Raw genomic sequence first — 18,021 nt, 5'->3', positions numbered from 1 at the left:
CTCGCGAGGTTGCAGTACCGCCGCCCGATAGGCCCACACCTGAGCACGCCCACCTTACTGCGGTTACCATCTGAAATTAGACAACGTTGTCAGAATACACGAATTACCCGCCCCGTCCATCCCCCTTAACGTTTGTATACACGAGCAAACAAAATTAACGGGCAGTGGGTGTTACAAATTGAGGCATTTTTTGCCGACTACTGCACCAGCTTGCAGCAGCCTTTATAGCCAAAAGTCGCCGCAAGTAAAGCCCTTAAACAAAAGAAGAATATTGCGCCAAAAATATTTGACAACGTTGTCCACTTTTTGTTTACCTTGAGCCAAAGATTAACCAAAAAGCGGGAAATTGAGAGGCTGGGCATGACACTTCGCAGCAAAACGTGGGTTTTATCCAGCCTGATACTGGTGGGCTTTTTAGTAATCGTCTCGGTGGGCTTATGGACATTGCGCCAAGCAACCAGCCTCGACAATGAGGCGCGGGTAAAGCAGTTATTGGCCAGCACCTACTCCACCGTCACCGAAATGGAAAAACTCGCAGCCAGCGGAGTGCTAAGCGACTCGCAAGCCAAAGACATTGCCACCGCCCTACTGCGTAATAACATCTACCACGAATCCGAATACGTTTACGTAGCGGATCAAAACCTCGATTTTGTTGCCGCTCCACTCGATCCCGAGCTGCACGGCACCAGCTTTCACGAATTTAAAGACGCCGAGAACAACAGTGTTGGCCATATCATGCTAGCAGCCATTGACCGTGCGAATGGCGAGCTGGCGCAGTACCCCTGGACCCAGCGACAAGCCGACGGCTCGGTAGAAGAGAAGTTGTCCATCGCCCAACGCACACCTCGCTGGGGCTGGGTAGTCGGAACGGGTATAGGCTTTAACGAGGTGAACCAGCGCTTTTGGGACAGCGCAAGCGATCAACTACTCATCTGCCTGGCCATCATGTTACTGATTGTGATCCCGGTGCACTTAGCCGTTAGCGGTATTCAAAAGGGTTTGGGTGGCGAGCTTAAAGAAGTTTTGCAATTAGTGCGCAAAGTTGCCGGCGGCGATTTAACTGAAAACGACCCGGCTCACCAGGCGCCAGAGGACAGTATTTACGCCTCGGTATTGAAGATGCGCCATGCGCTGCGCGAGATGATGGCCGCAATGACGGCTGCGGCACAAACCCTGGATGGCATTAGCGACAATATGGTGGAAAAGGCCCAAGCCAGTAGCTCTATGGCCGAGGCACAAAGCGAAGCAACAGCCAAAATTGCCAGCTCTGCAGAAGAATTCAACCAACAAACCCAGCAGGCTATGAGCGAAGCGGAAAAAGCCCGCCAACAAACGCATGCGGCGTCGCAAACCTCAGAGTCCGGGCGCCAGGCCATCGCCAGCGCAGTAACCCGCTTTACCGAAATTGATCACACGGTGGCAGCCACGCAGCAAAGCATTGATGTGCTGGCAGACAAGATAAACAGCATTTCGGCGGTTGTTTCTGTGATCAGCGCTGTGGCCGAGCAGACCAACTTACTCGCTCTTAACGCTGCCATTGAGGCAGCCCGTGCCGGCGAACAAGGGCGTGGCTTTGCTGTGGTAGCGGACGAGGTGCGGCAGCTGGCCTCGCGCACTACTCAGGCCACCGAAGAAATAGCCAGTTCAATTAACGCGGTGCAAAGCAGCAGTCGCGACAGTAAAGCGCAAATGGACACGATGGTTAAAGAGCTGCGCCAGGGGATTGAGCAAACCAAACAAGGTGGCACCACGGTAGAGTCTATTCGTGAAGAAACCAAAATTGTCGAGGATATTGTCTCGCATATTCGCCAGGCAATGGCCGAGCACGTGGAGGCCAGTGGCCTTATTCTGCAGTATGTGAGTCAGGTGGAAGATTTATCCGTGACCGCTAAAGAAACTGCCCAGGGCGCGTTAATCAGCTCGAGGCAAATACGCGATGCTGCGCACAGCCTTAACCACCAACTGGAACAGTTCCAGATATAGTGAACGCCCCTACGATGCACTAGAGCTTACACTCGGGCGAATCGCCAGCAAGTGTAGAAACCACTAACCGGTTAGCACTGACATCCCGTACCACCTGGGTCGGACACTGGTCGCGAAACACGGCAGCGGCCAGCGAACTCTGGTAGGGCGCAAGGTCCCCAGAAAATAATTCTTGATTTACCTGCGAGAGATCAAATTGATTGTCTTGCAGCACCAGACGATCCAGCTTTTGCGCGCGCACGGCGGGCGCTAGAGAATTTACAAAACGACTTTTACGCAAGAGCAAAGTATTACTGTCGTGACCGCCGTCTGTGCGATAGCTAATAGCATAATCCGTGTTGGCGCTGAACAAAGTGTTTTCTACCAGCGTCGCCACGGGTCTTTCAATATTAATTCCGGCGCCCAGGTTTTGCGATATCACATTGCCATCACTCAATAACACCGCTGCGCCTTGTTGCGGCGCAGGTTTTACCGCAACGCCATGCTGCCCCGAGCCGGTAATAAGCGTGCCTCGCAAAGACACGGCCCCGGACGACGCACTCCACTCCACACCATGCTTGGCCGAATCCATTAATTTCGAACCTTCAATCAGCACACGACTGTCTCCGGTTATTCGTATCAAACTATTAACGGTTGTTTCAGCAAAATGCGAAGCGACTACGGAAACCTGCGAGTTATCAATATTAATTGCGTGATGGCGGCTGGTAAGAAAGCGCGTTTTATCGATAAAGGCGTCGGAGGTATGCAAGTCTAATCCAATATTAACGTCGTTAAACTCACTATTGACCACCGTCACCTGAGGGGGAGCGCTGTTAGCTGGCTGATGCTTGCTGCGCGCGCTCGCAATGCCCGTGCTCAGGTTGGCGTGGTAACCCAGCTTGCTGATCTTACTGGACTCTATATCCAGCAAGCTACCCGCCCAGTTCATCACAAAGGGCCTGAAGTTTGCCATCGAAGGTTTAGGGCTGTCCCCCTGGCGCACCGTAAGCAGCGAACCTTGAATACTGATGGCGCCACGATTAATCACAGCAGCGCCACCATAAATCGATAAATGCAGCTCGGTGTTATCAATCAGAAGGTGGGCGTCAGGCAAGACCATAATCGGGTAATGCAATAGGTACCCGTCGTTGAAGCGACTGATGATGTCGTCGCGCGCAATCTTTTTATACAACTCATCAAGGGTAAAACGCCCCTGCACCAAAGTAACAATTTTTGGGTGCGCACTCTGGTAGCGGGCTATCACCGTAAACAAACCATTGTTGGTAAAAGGCTCAAACGGCCAGCTACCCTCCTGGGCCGAAAACATGGTTTCCAGCCGCCATTGCGGCTGGAGCCGATACTGCGATGCATCAATAGCCTCAGGCCGGCGACAACACGCCGCGTCTGCTGTCAGGGCTTCTACTTCTTGCGTTAAATCAGCTTGCGCCGACTGAGCCGACACCAACACTGGCAGCAAAAGTAATAACAGACAGGTAAAGGCTTTGGCCATAATAACTCCGGACACCTAAGGGTTTAATGGGTAAAGTGGCTCAAGCAAACCGCCCAGCTGCGAATAGCCATCGACATCTTGATCGTAGCGATCGTAAAGCTGCATTGCCGCCTTATCCTTGGGGTAACGATGTAGATAGGGTATTAGCCAAGCCGCTTTATAGGCGGGCACGGGCTCCTGGGGCCCACTGACGATATCCGAAAAGGCCCCGGGGTTGTCGGCAAAGCCACTAATAAAATTGACCATCAGTATTACAGCTTTCTCGCTCTTGTTGCTGGCGAGGGAAAATTTCTCGGCGTAATTATTCAGCATCACCAAGGGGCTTAGGGCATAGTGCATGTAGTTCATCGCCAGCTTACCCCGCCCAACCTCGTTGGGCAGCCAGCCGACATTGCGCTGTTTATCAACTTCAAGCTGTGCTGCCGCACGATCCAACACGGCGTAAGCATAATTTATATGGGCGGTATTACCCGTCGCGAGGGCATTGGCAACCACGGCCCAGGCGGCCCAGTAATCGTGATTGTTAAAGTAACGAAAGTCCGGACTCAAGCGCTCTTTATAATCGTCCACCACCTTGTCGGCCAACTTATCTAACCAGGCCCTCTGGCGCTCGGTTAAGGAGAAGTCTCCAATGTTTAACGCTTGCAACTTGTATACAGCCATGGCAATAGAGGCAAGTGTCCATTTGCGCATCGCCATACCGGTTTTAGAAACGTCGCCAGATAACAACGCTCCCGCTTCGGCCCAATCAGTTAACGCCTGTTCAAGACACGACTGCGCCGCTTTCTGGGCTTCACCGTTGGCGCGAATCATATAGTCTGAAAAGGCGACGACCTGTTTGCCATAGGATTGTATTTGCTCCTTCACCGCTTTGGAGTCAGCGCCTATGCCCTCTTTTAGAGTGGATTTTGATTTGTCAGTTTGCACATACTTGCTTTCAATCTGCAGGGCGCCTGTGTAAGGCTCGGCAATATCCTTAGGGCATGCCTGCACCTTATGCACTGCTGAAATAAAAGCAGTAAAGACGCCAAGCACTAACAATGGATTGCGCATAACACTCCTTCTAGCCGCCGCAAAGCTTCACGTCGAACTCAACTGGCGAGTCGATTATCTGTGTCGGCTCAATGAAGACACTCAACAAATTGGCACCGTGAAACTCTGGGCTCTTTGACAGTTCGAGGTAATAGGTGCCGCCATCGACAATGGCCGGTCTCCGGAACCACACCTTGTCCCGATCACCATTATCGTAATAGGTAATGACATAAAACTCTTTCAACGAGGCATCGGAAATCTCTAGCTGTAAGTAGCCCTCACGACCGGCGATATCAATCAGAGAATCGGCTGCATTGGCCAACACCTGGTAACGCTCAGAATCTTTCAAGCTTGGCTGGCTCGTTTGGGATGAAAGCAAAGTCTTGTGCGCAGGACACGCCCCGGAAATAGCCGGCATAAGCTGACGATACATCAGCGGGTCGTCCAGCGCATAGTTTGCGGGCAGCTCCCAAATAATTATTTTAGGTGGATTTTTCGGATCATAATCATCGGACTGTAAGTATTGCACCAGAGAGCCGTCCTGGCCTGAGCCCTGCAGCGCGTAATTGCGAATATCGACTTTTAGGTAATCCTGCAAAAAACCCTGAAAGTTGTAGTTTTTTCGCTCGTCGTCCCGAATAGCAGAATTGCTGGTACCCACTAACACCACCTCGGGCTCCGCTTGATCGCCAAACAGAGCCGCCGCATCAGATGAGTCAGCGGCAATGGTTTGATAACCCTGTACGTATTGAGTACCGTAATTGTTACCGCAGACGTATTTGAGCGCCGAGTTCATGGTGCCATCTTTGGGAATAAACAGACCGTTTTCGGTGACAAACTCTTTCTTTTCCAGATCACCGTAGACCGCCAGTTCGCGAATGCCATCGGCCACGATTCTCGCTGTGCGTCGAGCGCCATCCGGGGTCCAGTGGTGATCCCGGCGGAAAAAATAGTCTTCGTTGGCGGGCTCGTCTAACAACGTAAGAGTATTGGGCACAACGGCGCCGGCAGCACTCAGTTGTTGCATATAGGCCTGTAGATTTTGTCTGGCATCGGTGTAATCAAAACCCGCTGAGTTATTTGGGTCTACCTTGTCGCGATGTAGAAGCCCTCGCGTAGGCTGAACCGCAAAAACCAGGGTAGTGCCCTGCTGCTTTAAAGCTTCTACCAACCTGGTGAGCTGCGGAAAATATTCAGGCGGCATACCGAACTGATTGGTTAAATCAAACTCAGATCGAAAGAGCCAATTATCGCGACCAGCGACTATTTTTCGCATGGCTTTCATAGAGCCTTCGGCGTAAGTTTCCTCTAGCGTCAGCTCGGGACACATCAGGGTTTCACCCGAGGCCTTGTAGCCCAACGTAAGCAGCGCCACAAGGCAGCAGCATCGGGTTACAACCCTAGCAGGCAAGGTTTTTTTCAACAGCCTGCTTGTCAGTCCGGTCATCATCAATTAAGCCCTCGATCAGCTCTACTCTTGCGGCATATACACGGTATTGGCACCCGCTTGCGAATACAGACTGCCCTCACCGGTTTGCATCAATACATAGCTGTAGGTCTGCCCCTTGCGCAGTAAAAGGGCCTCAAAGCTCTGCACAGGAGATTCACCATTAAATGCCTTAAAAGGCATTTTCACTTCGTTAACTTCGCGAAAACCTACATTGCCAGGCGCAACATTTTCAACCACCGGAAATTTTCCGTCGTCTGTCTTCAAAGAGAGCGACTCACCCGTAAAGTTGTAAAACATTATTTGCGCTTTTTTCACGGTGTCGGGTAATTTATCTGTAAGGATATTCAAAGCCTCACCGTCGTAGACAAAGGTTCTTGCCTGTTTTGTTGCCAGACTTACATTAGCAACCATACCGGCGACATCGACACTGTAATCACCCTCACTGAGGATAAAGTAACTTCCCATCTGTCTGGCAGCTACCACCTGGCTCATACCGTTTACAGAAACGGTTACGGTTGCGTCGGAGGTATTAACCACACGGATAAAGGAAGCATCTTCGGGTACCGCGGCGTCGTATAAGGCCGCGTTTTCATCCGCCGCGCAAACATTGACCCAGCCTATCAGGGTGATTAAAAACAGGCTTCGAATCATGGCAATATTCATACTTTTCATTCCTTGTTAAAATTGTGATTGCAGAGTTTGTTGCCAGGTAGCTTTGCGGTGGTCGGTTTTTAGCAGCACCCGCATGGGCAGTTCCCAAATCACAACCTCCGAGGTTGATTGATCTACGCCACTGGCCAAATACTCATCCATAGCCGCATATGGGCCCTTTTCTTTTAGCGAATAGGAGTCAACGTTGCGCGCAAGATCCTGCTGCAGAAAACCGCGAAAGTTCCACTGTTCAATATCGCTATAGCTGGTTCCCACCAGATCGAGACTGTCGGAAGTTTCGCCAAACAGAGCGCTCGCACTGCTCTCGTCTATCACCGCCGAGGTTTCGTAGACATCAATGGTTTCTGGTGCTTTCAAGTCTCCCAGCAGAGGGCCTGGAGCCAAAAGAAAGTTGGTCAGATCACCTTGATACTGATCTCTGCCGCCATTTTGGGTACGGTACTCACGCGACATAACCAACTCTGGGTATTGCTGCGCCACAACCTGAGCGGCTATTTTGGCACCATGGGCGGACCAGTGTGTATCGGTTTTAAGGTATAGCAGTTTATCGTCCACCGACTTGTGGTTTATGTACTCTGAGTACAAGTTGACGTGGGGTATGCCTTCGCGGTTCAAACCCCGTAAAAAGTTTTCATTCACGGAGTAGTACTCGGGTGAAAGCTCAGATGCATAGTATTCCGGGTACACCGTAACTTTCATTGGTACCGGTACTACAATCACCTTTTTTCCTTTTGCCTGCAGCGCGTCAATATACTCGGACACTTTCGCCACATGGTCGGCGACCACATCTTCGGTTCGATTGGGCAAAAGAAGCTCTTCATTAGAAAAGAGCCAGCCCTCTCGACCTATCAGAACCCCCGACTCACCCTCACCGAACGCTAGGTACTTAAGGCCCGCCCAGAAAGAGATAGAAGCATCTCGAACGGGGAACTGCTGATCAAATGTCCCTTCGAATTTTCTCGATAAGTCACCACTGAGAAATAGGCTTAGGGGCTCTTGCTCATCCTTGGAAAAGCTAAGCAACTTCGGGATCGAATACACCATCATCAGCACCAAAACCCCACAGAATATATACCCGTTCCAGCGACTGGCACTTTTCATTACCGGATACATAGTTTCCTCCTAAAACTGAAAGTACAAAAATGGAGAAAATGAACTAGCAGACAGCTTGGTGACAGCCAGGGCGAACCCCAACCACAGCAATACCGCCTGAGCCCCAGTTACGTTTTCCATAACATACCGGCCCTTGGTGGCGGCATACTTGACGTTTTGCCGCCCGGCCAAAAATAGCCAGATAAGTGCCACCACGACAAACGCCATTGTCATCTTGGAGGTACCGATAAAGTAGGGAGTCAGGCTACCCAGGCCCTGGAAGCCCAGCATGGCGGTGTAAACATCGAGCGAGTGCTGCAAACTACCGGTGGTAAAAAACGGCATGATCATAATCAACAGCATCACAGTAACGATGTTCTTTACCACGTTATAAGGCGAGGTCGGAGAGGTAACCAGGTTGAACCTGCGTTCCGCAACCATCAAAACTGCAAACGACAAACCGAAAAAGATAAAGGCAAAATCAGCGCCGTGCCAAATGCCCGAAAGCATCATGGTACAAAACAGGGCCACATCGGGGGATAGCTTCACCGTTCTCACTAGAGGGCGATAAACATAGTGCATCAAGAAGTTGGCTAAGGTTAAGTGCCAGCGTCGCCAAAACTCGGATAGGCTTTTCGCCAAAAACGGCTGATTAAAGTTTTCAGAAAACTTAAAGCCCATCATCATCCCCAGGCCTATTGCCATATCGCTGTAGCCAGAGAAGTCGAAGTACAGCTGTATTAGCGAAATGGCAGCACCAAACCATGCGTCGGTCATCTGCAGGTCTGGGTTTTGCAAAAACTGGTTGGTAAGGGGGGCTAGAGAGTCGGCAATAAGCACCTTTTTGATAAAGCCAAGCATAAAGCGGCACACACCTAAAGAGAACAAATCCCAGGAGTGGGTGCGTTTTTTAAGCTGCTTATCCACTTCGCGATAATGCAGAATAGGCCCCGCAATCAGCTGCGGAAAAAGTGCGACGAAGGCCGCAAAATCGATAAAGTTATTGGCGGGTTCTGCTTCCTTGCGGTATATATCAACAATGTAGCTGATTGCCTGAAAGATATAGAATGAGATACCCAGAGGCAGAATGATATGCTCCATGGTAAAGGTATTGAGCCCCATGCTCTCGAGCGCTCCGGAAATAACCTCTGCACCGAAGTTGGCGTACTTAAAATACGCCAGAGCGGCGAGATTACCCAACACACCTACGCACAAATAGTGGAATGCTTTTTTCATGTTGTCGGCGCGGCACGCACTGATTCTCTGGCCAAACCAATAGTTCCAGTAAGTTACCGCCACAAACAGAAACAAAAAATCCGGACGCCACCACGCATAAAACAAGTAGCTGCCAATAACGATGACGCTAGAGCGCCAGTGTGGCTTGGCCATGTAATAAATAGCCAAGTAAACCGGCAAGAACAAAAACAAAAATACGTTAGAAGTAAATATCATGTCTTTACCCTTCCCTAAAAATTAATTTCTGTACTGATAAGAGCCTGATACTCCGAGTCCTTCGGGGTCAGAGCCGATCCAGCTGCGAAATAGCTGAGGTTTACCATAATGCGCCAATCGACTTTTCGACTGCCTGCACGTGTGGGATACATATCCCATACATAGTTCAGATCGTAGGTTTGACCGACGTTATCCTCGGCGCAGGAGTCAGTCGCGCGCGTTCTCTCAATAGGCATTACACCGGTTGCACTGCGACAGCTAATCTGGGTAATAAGCACATCAAGCGACTGCCTCGCACGCGGCTGAAGCTCCATTTTCACCCCATACATCAGCAGGTTAGACATGGTCAGCTCGACCAGAGAGCCGGATGCGGCCGAACGAAACTGACTCTCAATATTTATGCGGTCAGACTCCATACTGTTGAGGTAATAACCGTCAAAACGATCCTGGGCCTCGTCACTTACGGTAGCTCGAAGCGCAAACCGCGGGCGCCATGCGGTATCGTAGAAGCGTTTGCCAAACTCGGCGGCGGCAAGCCAGCCTGAAAAATCACGCTGCGCCTTTTGATCCTGCGCGTACTCTACAAGGTCACCTTCAATACCGATCAGGTCGATGTAATAATCACTAAACCACCCATCCAAATCTTTGGCCTGAAAGAAAAGTCCGTAACGGGTCGCATCGACATCGTAAGGATCTTCAGCTTGGTAAGCCTCCGACTGATCAGCCTCCAGCATTAAGCGGATACCGGCATAGTGCTTGTTGCGCCAGCTGTAGCGCCATTGCCCAAAACCGTAAAGAATTTCCTCCTCACTTTCTGGCAGCTCATCGATGGCGGAGTTATAAGTCGCCAGCCGAGAACCAAAGGCAATAAAGCCATCCGAATGAGCCTGACGCCACTCAAGCTTTAGGGACTCTAGGTTATTGTCCCACCAGACGCCTAATTCGCTGGAGTATCGTTGCCTGCCAATGGTCAGATCCACACCAGGGCTGCCGAATAAGCGATTGACTTTCAGATAAAAGTCTCGCCACTCAGCACTTTCACCTTCCTGAAGATCCTGATCGTCCTCAAACACGGGAGATGAGGCGCCGTTACTGCTGTAGCTAAACCAAAGACGCGTATACACTTCCCACTTGGGCCAGGCATCCTCCCCACCCCACCAAAGCAACGACGGTGCGTAGCGGGCAACGCCAAAGCCTTCCTCATCACTGCCAATCTCACCCAGGGTGGGCCCATAGCCGGCCTGCGCGGTTAAACGGTTGGCGAATGAGTAATCGGAATCGGCCACAGCGTTGAAACAAAAAGCTCCAGCCGCGAGACACAAACTGATTGGTAAGAAAACTCTCATAGGCTGCGCTCCAATTCGGTCATTATTTCCTGACGGAACTGCAGAGCCTCAGCTTGCTGCTCAACACTTAACTCGGGAGTTAGCCTAGCCACCATATAGCGTGCTTGTCGGTTTCCCAGATCACTGGCGACCGCCGCATAGGCATAAGCTTTAACCAGATCTTTTGGCACTCCGGCCGCGCCATCGTAGAGTGCGCCGATACGGTAAATCGCATTGATTTTCTTCTCGGCAATTAAATCCTCATACACGCTGATTGCTTTTTGCGGGTCCGGCTCGTCCAGACCGCCCATTACGTAAAGTTGTGCGCGCGCAAACTTGGCCTGTACGGGGCGGGAAAATTCAAGCTGGGTAATCAATTGCTCGGATTTGGGCGGATTAAGAATCAGCCACTGATATACCAGTAGCGCTTGCGACTCAAGATAGACAGCATCGTCCGGACTGATTGCACGAACCTCGTCAATCAAACTTAGCACCGGTTCGTAATTGTAAGTCACGGGCCTATCCATCATATACTCGGCCTTCACTACCATTGATGCCACCGCGCCAGAACTAATGGATTGATCCAGCCAGTACATTACAGTCGAGTCGGACTCACCGTCACCGCGGCCAATTTCTTGCGCAATCATGTCAATACACTCTGCACAAAAATCATTAATACCGGTTTTGTTGTCCGCGGCAAAAACCGTCAGCTCTTTGCGCCCATCTTCGCCCACCAGCTCAAGATATTCGGTCACCGCTTTGGCGTCAGTTTTCATCGCCACCTGGTAAAGCAAAAGAGCTTCGCTCTCGTTACCGTGGTATTCGGCACGCTTGGCAATATAAGTATCTGTATGACAAGGAGGCTCGCACGAGCGCTGATACAAAGCCAGTGCACGCTCAAACTCCTGTTCTGTCGCCAGATCCGGATACTCCACGTACACATCCAGAGCGACCCGGGTATTCTCATTGGTTGCGTCAACCCGCAAATAACGAAGCAGTTCAGTTAAGCGTTCACGCACGTTTTGCTGTAAATACGGAGTGCCCGAGCCGAGCCGAGCCAGACCAGATAGCGCTGACGGATCACCACGGCCGCGATCAAAACCGGTGATATACAAATCAATGGCCGACTTGAGCAAACCGTAATCGGAGGACGCCGACCAGCGATCGGCTAGCAGTTTCGCCGCCGCCGAGTCTCCTCGCTTGGCCAGTTCTTGCAAGCGCTCGTCCACCAGGTAATCATCATTCTGAGACAAGCGATACGAAATGGACTCAAAGCTTTCCGTTGCATCCACTGGCCCCACACAAACGAGTAGCGCCATGCCAACAATTATCGCCCTAAAATGGCAATCTTTCCCTTTCACGATATCTTCCTTAGAGCGAAACGTCCTTGAACAAGCTTACATTAGCCGGGGCGTTGTAAGCCTTGGCTGCCAGCTGCCGATCTGTTGCCAGCTTTACCTCAAGAAGATCATCTTCTTTGCGGTAGTTCGCCGAGATAATTTCTGCGCTGTAGCTTTGTTCCTCACCATACACTTGAACTTTTGCCGTTTTGGCATTGCGCAGATCAGCCAACTTTTGCGACGGAAAGCTGGCCTTGATATACAGAGGTTTATCGACGGGCAAAAGATCAATCAGCTGATCACCCTTGTAGCCATAGCGATTATCTGAACCATTGACGTACACAAGTTCGCAGTCACATGGGCTGCTTATCACGGTTTCAATCATGCTACGGCCGAGAATAGCAGCGACATTCTCCTCACTCATGCCTGCCAATGCCTCAAGATCTGCTGGCGTAGTAATGCTCGAGGCCAACTGGCTGGAAATGCTGGCAATCGGCTCGCCTTTTTTCACTTGGGTAGTTCCCGGGGGAAGCAGAAACTCGATAAACCCATTGTCCGGCATATACAGAGAATAGGTGTCCGCCGCCACAAAGGCATTGGACGATTTAACTTCAAATAGATACAGATAAACCTTGTAGGCCAAAAAGGCGAGAATACTGAGGCCCATTACCAAATAGAGCAGCGTACCCAAAATGGATTTAATACGGCTGCCCCAGGTTCTGGAATCACCGGACTTAACTTTGCGCTGCTTGATGTAATTTTCCCGCTGCATTACGTTCAGCACGCCGTCAATGTCGACTACATCTCCAGATAAATAGGCGGACATAATATGGCGTAAAACGTCTCGTTTAGCCTGGGGTAAGTCCATATACGCCAAGCCAATAATATCGGACCGAACCTTCACCACTTTCAGTTTCACGTCCAATTTAATGTCTACTGTGGACAGAGGGATGATCACCTCGCCGTCGAACAGCATCCCCTCTTTTAGCGGGGCCGCAGTATGAACACCCACCCCGCCTAATGAGAGATCGCACAGTTCACAATTAATTTCTCCGGTTTTCCCGCGCAGGCGAACTTTCGCTGGAATTTTCGCTCTAACGTGTTGCCGCTCGTCAATAGCTTCATGAACTATTTGCGGCTCTGACAACACGGCTGGATTTGCTTGAGCAACACTTGTCATAATTGACGTCCTCAATAAGCTCTTTGTGTTAAATGAATAAGTACCGACACCGCTCCAAAGAAAATGCACAGCGATGAAAACAGCATAATTTTTGATGACACCTGATTCAGAACCGCATCGAAACGACCTGAGCCACTGTCCAAGGTGGTTTTTTGCCGGGTCCAGCTTTGCTTATTCATATTGAATAGGGCGTAGACTTTCATCGCCGATCCGGCAACCTGGTTGTAGTACAACACCAAGGGATACATAGGGTTAATGCTGTGACCGGAAAAAGCGTACGCGAGCGTCATTATGGTGCGCGAAATTGCGACCCATAAAAAATAGATAATGATGTATTGAGCACCATAAATAATCGACGCAACCAGAGACACGGTAAGCCCTAACAAACAGGTCCACATAGAGACACGCTGGTCGTACAGCACATAGGACGTAAACAGGCCCAATCTTTCGTAGCCCAGCAACTTTGTGGTGCGGATATTCTGGCGAAGCGAGTTACCGTACCAGCGAAACATCAATTGACGGGTCGCCTTGAAAAAGTTTTTCTCGGGAGGGTGTTCGACCGTTAGGGTGTTACTGTCGGGTGCGTAGAACGTATCCCAGCCGGCACGCATCAAGCTAAACCAAGATGACTTGTCATCTCCGGTTAGAAACTGAAACCGGCCCAGACGCCAGTGGTCTAGGTGATCGGCCTCGACGTCACTGATAAACAGCGGATCGATCAGGATTTTGCTGCGAAAGAAGGACAACCTGCCAGTCATCGTCAAGACTCGCTTGGATACCGCCATGGAGCACATATTTACGTGGCGCTGCGCAAACCTTAGTGCATGCCACTGACGGATTAGCTCACTGCCTTCTACCTCGCAAAACTCGTTGGTTGTAATACCCCCCACCGTGGGCAAAAGCTTAAAGAATTTTACTGCGTTAGCGACACAGCCCGGCAGCAGCTTAGTGTCTCCATCCACTACACCCACCACCGCATCATCGGCGGGCATTTGCCGCGATAAGGCGCGAAAGGCATGTGCAAGGCCATCGCGCTTACCGGTGCCGCGCGCTCTGACGATCACTAACTTAACCTGGGCTCCATCAGGGATATGGCGACGTAGAATATCTTTAATCAGAACTTCATCAGACCGCTCAACGATTGACACAATCACCGTGACGGGAACGCCTACGCGGGCGGCCTCTTCAAACACTGAACGGTACACACGATAAGTGGTGTGAGAGGGGATACGAAAGCTGGTCACCACCATGTAAATCTCGCTGGGCAGCGCCTGATCACCGAGCTTATCAGCCTGCTTACGCATACGCGGATACTTCCAGTAGAGAAAATACATGCCGCGACAATAATGCATAAACGCATTGCTATAACGCCACATACCGATAAACCCCAGCAGGAACAAAAACTGTTTATGCTGCGGGTCGAGGTACCTAGGGTCGACTAGACCCGCTAACAGTACGATCACCAAAAATAGCGCAGACCAAGCCACAACCGATTTTAAAAATCGGTTGACGGCTGATGGATCTGCGGCAGATTGAGCATTCACGATGCAACCTTCTCCTTGGCTAAAGTCAGCGCTTCCAATTCTCTGATCGCATCCATAGCGGAAGAATTATCCTGCTCGGATACAATCCGCTGAATATCGTCTTCTCCCAGATAACCGCCAGAGCGAATTTCAATGATCTCAAGCGGAATCAAGCCTGGGTTATGTAACTGGTGGGCCGCGCCGATTGGGATATAGGTCGATTGATTCTCTGTGAGCAGAAACTGCTCCCCGTTACAGGTAACCTCTGCCGTTCCCGAGACGACCACCCAGTGTTCAGCACGATGATTGTGCTTCTGCATCGCGATTTGCTCGCCCGGCTTAATCGACACATGCTTGACTTCAAAGCGATCGCCACGATCAATGGAATCAAAGCTGCCCCAGGGGCGAAAGACTTCACGATGGTTCAAGGTTTCATCGCGATACTCGTTCTTCAGTATTCCTACCAGTTTTTTAACGCTTTGTGTGTCACTCTTATCGGCCACCAGAACAGCATCCGCCGTCTCCACAATGACGATATCCTCAAGACCCACCGCGGTCACCAAGCGCGACTGACTAAAGACTAAAGATCGCTTAGTGGAGTGCAGTATGGCATCGCCCTTGATGACATTTTCTTCGCAATCTTTTTCCCCTGCTTCCCACAGCGCAGACCAGGAGCCGATATCATTCCAGCCAGAATCTAGTGCTGCCACCTTGGCCAGGTTGGTTTGTTCCATCACCGCATGATCGATAGAAATAGATGGAGACTGAATAAACTGCTTGCGATCCACACGCACAAACTCGAAGTCGCGCTCTGCTTCTTGCAGCGAGCGCTCGCATGCCTCAAGCACTTGTGGTGCGAACGAGCGTAGCTCATTCAAGAGCACACTGGGCTTAAATAAAAAGATTCCGGCGTTCCACAAATACTCGCCTGTCTCAAGCCACTGCTCGGCTGCTTCACGATCGGGCTTTTCTTTAAAGGAACGCACGGAATAGATTCTTCCCTGCTCCGAGGGATACTCGAGCCCTCTTTGTATATAGCCATACCCAGTTTCGGGATGATCTGGCTGAATGCCCAAAAGCACCATATCGCCGTTTTCAGCGCGTTTGGCGGCGCTTCTTACAATACGTAAAAACTCTTTTTCATCCTTAATCAAGTGATCGGCCGGGCAGACCAACATCACATCGTCGCTGCCGCTGGCACGAATCTGCAAAGCCGCCAGGGCTATAGCCGGCGCAGTATTTTTAGCGCATGGCTCCAGCAATATTGACTGCGCACTTAAACCCAGCGCAGAGAGCTGCTCGCGAATGATAAACCGGTGATCCTGATTGCATACCACAACCGGTCTGGAGAAAATTTCACAACTGCAACGCAATACCGTTTCCTGAAACATCGAATGGCTGCTAGCCAGTTGATGGAACTGCTTTGGAAACCCCTCACGGGAAAGCGGCCATAAACGTGTGCCGTTCCCCCCAGATAAAATTACCGGAATCATCCCTTACCTCCAAAAATTTTCAGATTTGGCTTACCCATTTAACCAGGCAATAAAGTTAACCTGGCAACAAAGTAAATCGTCCTGATCTACTTTATTGTCACCCTTGAAATTCTGCCGCACGTGCGCGGACGAATTGAAGTATCAAGGACTCGCGTGGACCCGCGGCCCGTAGCGGTGCATCCATGCACCGCACTATTAACTCGCCAACATTAATTACCGGGTTAATAGGTCCTACATCCAGGTCTACCAGCAAACACCTTCCAGGGCCCCGTTCGACCCGGTTTTCATAAAGCCAACGAGATCGAACACACGCTTGTCATCCACAGGCGAGTCGATCAACTCACCAAAGGCAGGCTCGCCGTTACCCAAAATAATAACTTCGCCATGGTCGATAACATCTTCACGACTGTCGTGAAGCAAAGACGATAAGTGAGGAATACGCGCTTCGATATACTCGCGATTTGAACCGTGAATACTTGCGTACTTCACGTTCTGATCGTAGATCTTTAACTCGTATCCCTTACCGATCAGCTTTTCCGCCAATTCCACTAAGGGACTCTCGCGCAGATCGTCAGTGCCAGCTTTAAAGCTCAAGCCCAATATCGAAATCTTGCGCTTGCCATAACCGGTAATTCGATCAAAGGCGTATTCGATCTGCTGAGTATTGCTGCTCATTAGGGAGCTGAGCAGAGGCTGATTTAAGTCGAGTTGACGTGCGCGATAGTTGAGCGCTTTGACATCTTTAGGCAGGCAGGAACCACCGAACGCGAAGCCAGGACGCATGTAGGTTTTAGAAATATTTAAGGTGGTATCCTGGCAAATAATATCCATCACCTCGCGACCATCGATGCCAACCGCTTTGGATATATTGCCAATTTCGTTGGCAAACGCGACCTTGGTGGCGTGCCATACGTTGCAGGTGTACTTAATCATTTCGGCAACTTCGATTGGCTTGCGAACGATGGGCGCGTCCAACACTTTATAAATCTCTTCCAGCGGATCGCCAGATTCCTTATCCAGCTCACCAATCACCGTCATGGGGGGCTTGTCATAATCTTCGATCGCCGTGGATTCACGGAGAAACTCGGGGTTCATCGCCAAACCGAAGTCCGTGCCCGCTTTTAAACCAGACGCCTCTTCAAGCACCGGAATAATGACCGAACGAACCGTACCTGGCAGTACGGTGCTGCGAATGACAATGGTGTGACGGGTATTTTTTTGCTTAAGCGCCTTGCCAACATCTTGGCAAACGGCGCGCACATAGGTTAAATCCAGATCGCCATTTTTCTTGCTCGGCGTACCGACGCAAATCATAGAAAGGTCAGTTTCCAACACGGCTCTCTCGGTGTTGGTAGTAGCCAGAATCACGCCCTTGGCAACACCTTCAGCGATCAGATCTTCTAATCCAGGCTCAACAATGGGCGATTTGCCCGCATTAATTAAATCGACCTTTACCCGAGAGACATCGCCACCAATTACCTGGTGCCCCCGGTTGGCCAGACACGCTGTACACACAGCTCCCACATACCCCAGACCCAATACACTAATTTTCATACCTGTTCCTTTGGTTAATCGACAAACGCTAGCCGCGCCAAAACGCCACAGCAGTTTGTGTAACAAACATCCGCCAGGTGCAGCGCACAATAGAAAACGCAACACCCGTACGGCCGAGCAGAGCCCAGCTTTGTCACGGTTTTTTTGGTAAACGAGCGAATAATTATTAGAGATGCGAGGAAGGAGGACTTATCAATGTCCTTCACTTGTATCCTGCACACATCACTTTGCCAAATCAAGTATTTGACGAATGACGCATAGATCATCTTTGCATATGTTAACGCGTCAATATAACAACACAATTACAGCCAATTACACCCGAGCGGGAATTAAAAGGAGGGCCAACTATTCTTTTTGGTGATTAAAAGCGGTGAGAAAGGAAAAAAAACAACGGATATATAACTAAAACGGTAAGCGATCGCTCACAATCGTTATT

The 18,021-nt window shown here is 50.4% G+C and carries 13 protein-coding genes; 1 reads left to right on the top strand and 12 read right to left on the bottom strand.

Features of this window, described 5'->3' with window-relative positions; all coding sequences use genetic code 11:
* The first annotated feature begins 360 nt into the window (after positions 1-360).
* Positions 361-1,983 (top strand): methyl-accepting chemotaxis protein, encoded by a 1,623-nt coding sequence (locus NHM04_RS15530; RefSeq protein ID WP_254264666.1) that lies wholly within the window; start codon positions 361-363, stop codon positions 1,981-1,983.
* 19 nt (positions 1,984-2,002) lie between these two features.
* Here NHM04_RS15530 and NHM04_RS15525 read toward each other — a convergent pair whose 3' ends face one another.
* The 12 genes from NHM04_RS15525 to NHM04_RS15470 all read right to left on the bottom strand — a co-directional run bounded on the left by NHM04_RS15525 (position 2,003) and on the right by NHM04_RS15470 (position 17,585).
* Positions 2,003-3,472, bottom strand: a complete 1,470-nt coding sequence (locus NHM04_RS15525) for a right-handed parallel beta-helix repeat-containing protein (protein ID WP_254264665.1) — start codon at positions 3,470-3,472, stop codon at positions 2,003-2,005.
* 15 nt (positions 3,473-3,487) lie between these two features.
* Complete coding sequence (locus tag NHM04_RS15520) at positions 3,488-4,525, bottom strand: alginate lyase family protein (RefSeq protein WP_254264664.1); 1,038 nt, start codon at positions 4,523-4,525, stop codon at positions 3,488-3,490.
* A 10-nt stretch (positions 4,526-4,535) separates the two neighbouring features.
* On the bottom strand, positions 4,536-5,879 hold the full coding sequence (locus tag NHM04_RS15515) for an alginate biosynthesis protein AlgX (RefSeq protein ID WP_254264663.1): 1,344 nt from the start codon (positions 5,877-5,879) through the stop codon (positions 4,536-4,538).
* A 96-nt stretch (positions 5,880-5,975) separates the two neighbouring features.
* Entirely contained in the window at positions 5,976-6,617 is a 642-nt protein-coding gene (locus tag NHM04_RS15510) for an alginate O-acetyltransferase AlgF (protein WP_254264662.1), read from the bottom strand.
* Between the two features lie 15 nt (positions 6,618-6,632).
* Entirely contained in the window at positions 6,633-7,739 is a 1,107-nt protein-coding gene (locus NHM04_RS15505; protein WP_254264661.1) for a hypothetical protein, read from the bottom strand.
* A 9-nt stretch (positions 7,740-7,748) separates the two neighbouring features.
* Positions 7,749-9,170 carry an MBOAT family protein gene (locus tag NHM04_RS15500; protein ID WP_254264660.1) on the bottom strand — a complete coding sequence of 474 codons (1,422 nt, stop codon included), beginning with the start codon at positions 9,168-9,170 and terminating at the stop codon, positions 7,749-7,751.
* Between the two features lie 14 nt (positions 9,171-9,184).
* Positions 9,185-10,516, bottom strand: coding sequence for an alginate export family protein (locus tag NHM04_RS15495; RefSeq protein ID WP_254264659.1), 1,332 nt, complete (start codon positions 10,514-10,516; stop codon positions 9,185-9,187).
* On the bottom strand, positions 10,513-11,814 hold the full coding sequence (locus tag NHM04_RS15490) for a hypothetical protein (protein ID WP_254264658.1): 1,302 nt from the start codon (positions 11,812-11,814) through the stop codon (positions 10,513-10,515). Before NHM04_RS15490 ends, NHM04_RS15495 begins: the two co-directional genes overlap by 4 nt.
* A 52-nt stretch (positions 11,815-11,866) precedes the next feature.
* Positions 11,867-13,015, bottom strand: a complete 1,149-nt coding sequence (locus NHM04_RS15485; RefSeq protein WP_254264657.1) for a PilZ domain-containing protein — start codon at positions 13,013-13,015, stop codon at positions 11,867-11,869.
* An 11-nt stretch (positions 13,016-13,026) separates the two neighbouring features.
* A complete protein-coding gene (locus tag NHM04_RS15480; RefSeq protein WP_254264656.1) occupies positions 13,027-14,559 on the bottom strand; it encodes a glycosyltransferase family 2 protein in 1,533 nt (510 codons plus the stop codon).
* Positions 14,556-16,031: a mannose-1-phosphate guanylyltransferase/mannose-6-phosphate isomerase gene (locus tag NHM04_RS15475; RefSeq protein ID WP_254264655.1), complete on the bottom strand. Its 1,476-nt coding sequence runs from the start codon at positions 16,029-16,031 to the stop codon at positions 14,556-14,558. The genes NHM04_RS15480 and NHM04_RS15475 overlap by 4 nt, the downstream gene beginning before the upstream one ends.
* 243 nt (positions 16,032-16,274) lie before the next feature.
* A complete protein-coding gene (locus NHM04_RS15470) occupies positions 16,275-17,585 on the bottom strand; it encodes a nucleotide sugar dehydrogenase (RefSeq protein ID WP_254264654.1) in 1,311 nt (436 codons plus the stop codon).
* Between the last annotated feature and the right edge of the window lie 436 nt (positions 17,586-18,021).

Origin of the sequence: Gilvimarinus sp. DA14, assembly GCF_024204685.1 — a bacterium.
Classification (GTDB): domain Bacteria; phylum Pseudomonadota; class Gammaproteobacteria; order Pseudomonadales; family Cellvibrionaceae; genus Gilvimarinus.
Note: the sequence above shows the minus strand (reverse complement) of the source record. Positions and strands in the feature narration are given on the sequence as shown.

Excerpts from the sequence above, each read along its gene's own strand:
- NHM04_RS15530 (WP_254264666.1), top strand. The coding sequence starts at position 361 with ATGACACTTCGCAGCAAAACGTGGGTTTTATCCAGCCTGATACTGGTG.
- NHM04_RS15525 (WP_254264665.1), bottom strand. The coding sequence starts at position 3,472 with ATGGCCAAAGCCTTTACCTGTCTGTTATTACTTTTGCTGCCAGTGTTG.
- NHM04_RS15520 (WP_254264664.1), bottom strand. The coding sequence starts at position 4,525 with ATGCGCAATCCATTGTTAGTGCTTGGCGTCTTTACTGCTTTTATTTCA.
- NHM04_RS15510 (WP_254264662.1), bottom strand. The coding sequence starts at position 6,617 with ATGAATATTGCCATGATTCGAAGCCTGTTTTTAATCACCCTGATAGGC.
- NHM04_RS15505 (WP_254264661.1), bottom strand. The coding sequence starts at position 7,739 with ATGTATCCGGTAATGAAAAGTGCCAGTCGCTGGAACGGGTATATATTC.
- NHM04_RS15500 (WP_254264660.1), bottom strand. The coding sequence starts at position 9,170 with ATGATATTTACTTCTAACGTATTTTTGTTTTTGTTCTTGCCGGTTTAC.
- NHM04_RS15495 (WP_254264659.1), bottom strand. The coding sequence starts at position 10,516 with ATGAGAGTTTTCTTACCAATCAGTTTGTGTCTCGCGGCTGGAGCTTTT.
- NHM04_RS15490 (WP_254264658.1), bottom strand. The coding sequence starts at position 11,814 with ATGGCGCTACTCGTTTGTGTGGGGCCAGTGGATGCAACGGAAAGCTTT.
- NHM04_RS15485 (WP_254264657.1), bottom strand. The coding sequence starts at position 13,015 with ATGACAAGTGTTGCTCAAGCAAATCCAGCCGTGTTGTCAGAGCCGCAA.
- NHM04_RS15475 (WP_254264655.1), bottom strand. The coding sequence starts at position 16,031 with ATGATTCCGGTAATTTTATCTGGGGGGAACGGCACACGTTTATGGCCG.
- NHM04_RS15470 (WP_254264654.1), bottom strand. The coding sequence starts at position 17,585 with ATGAAAATTAGTGTATTGGGTCTGGGGTATGTGGGAGCTGTGTGTACA.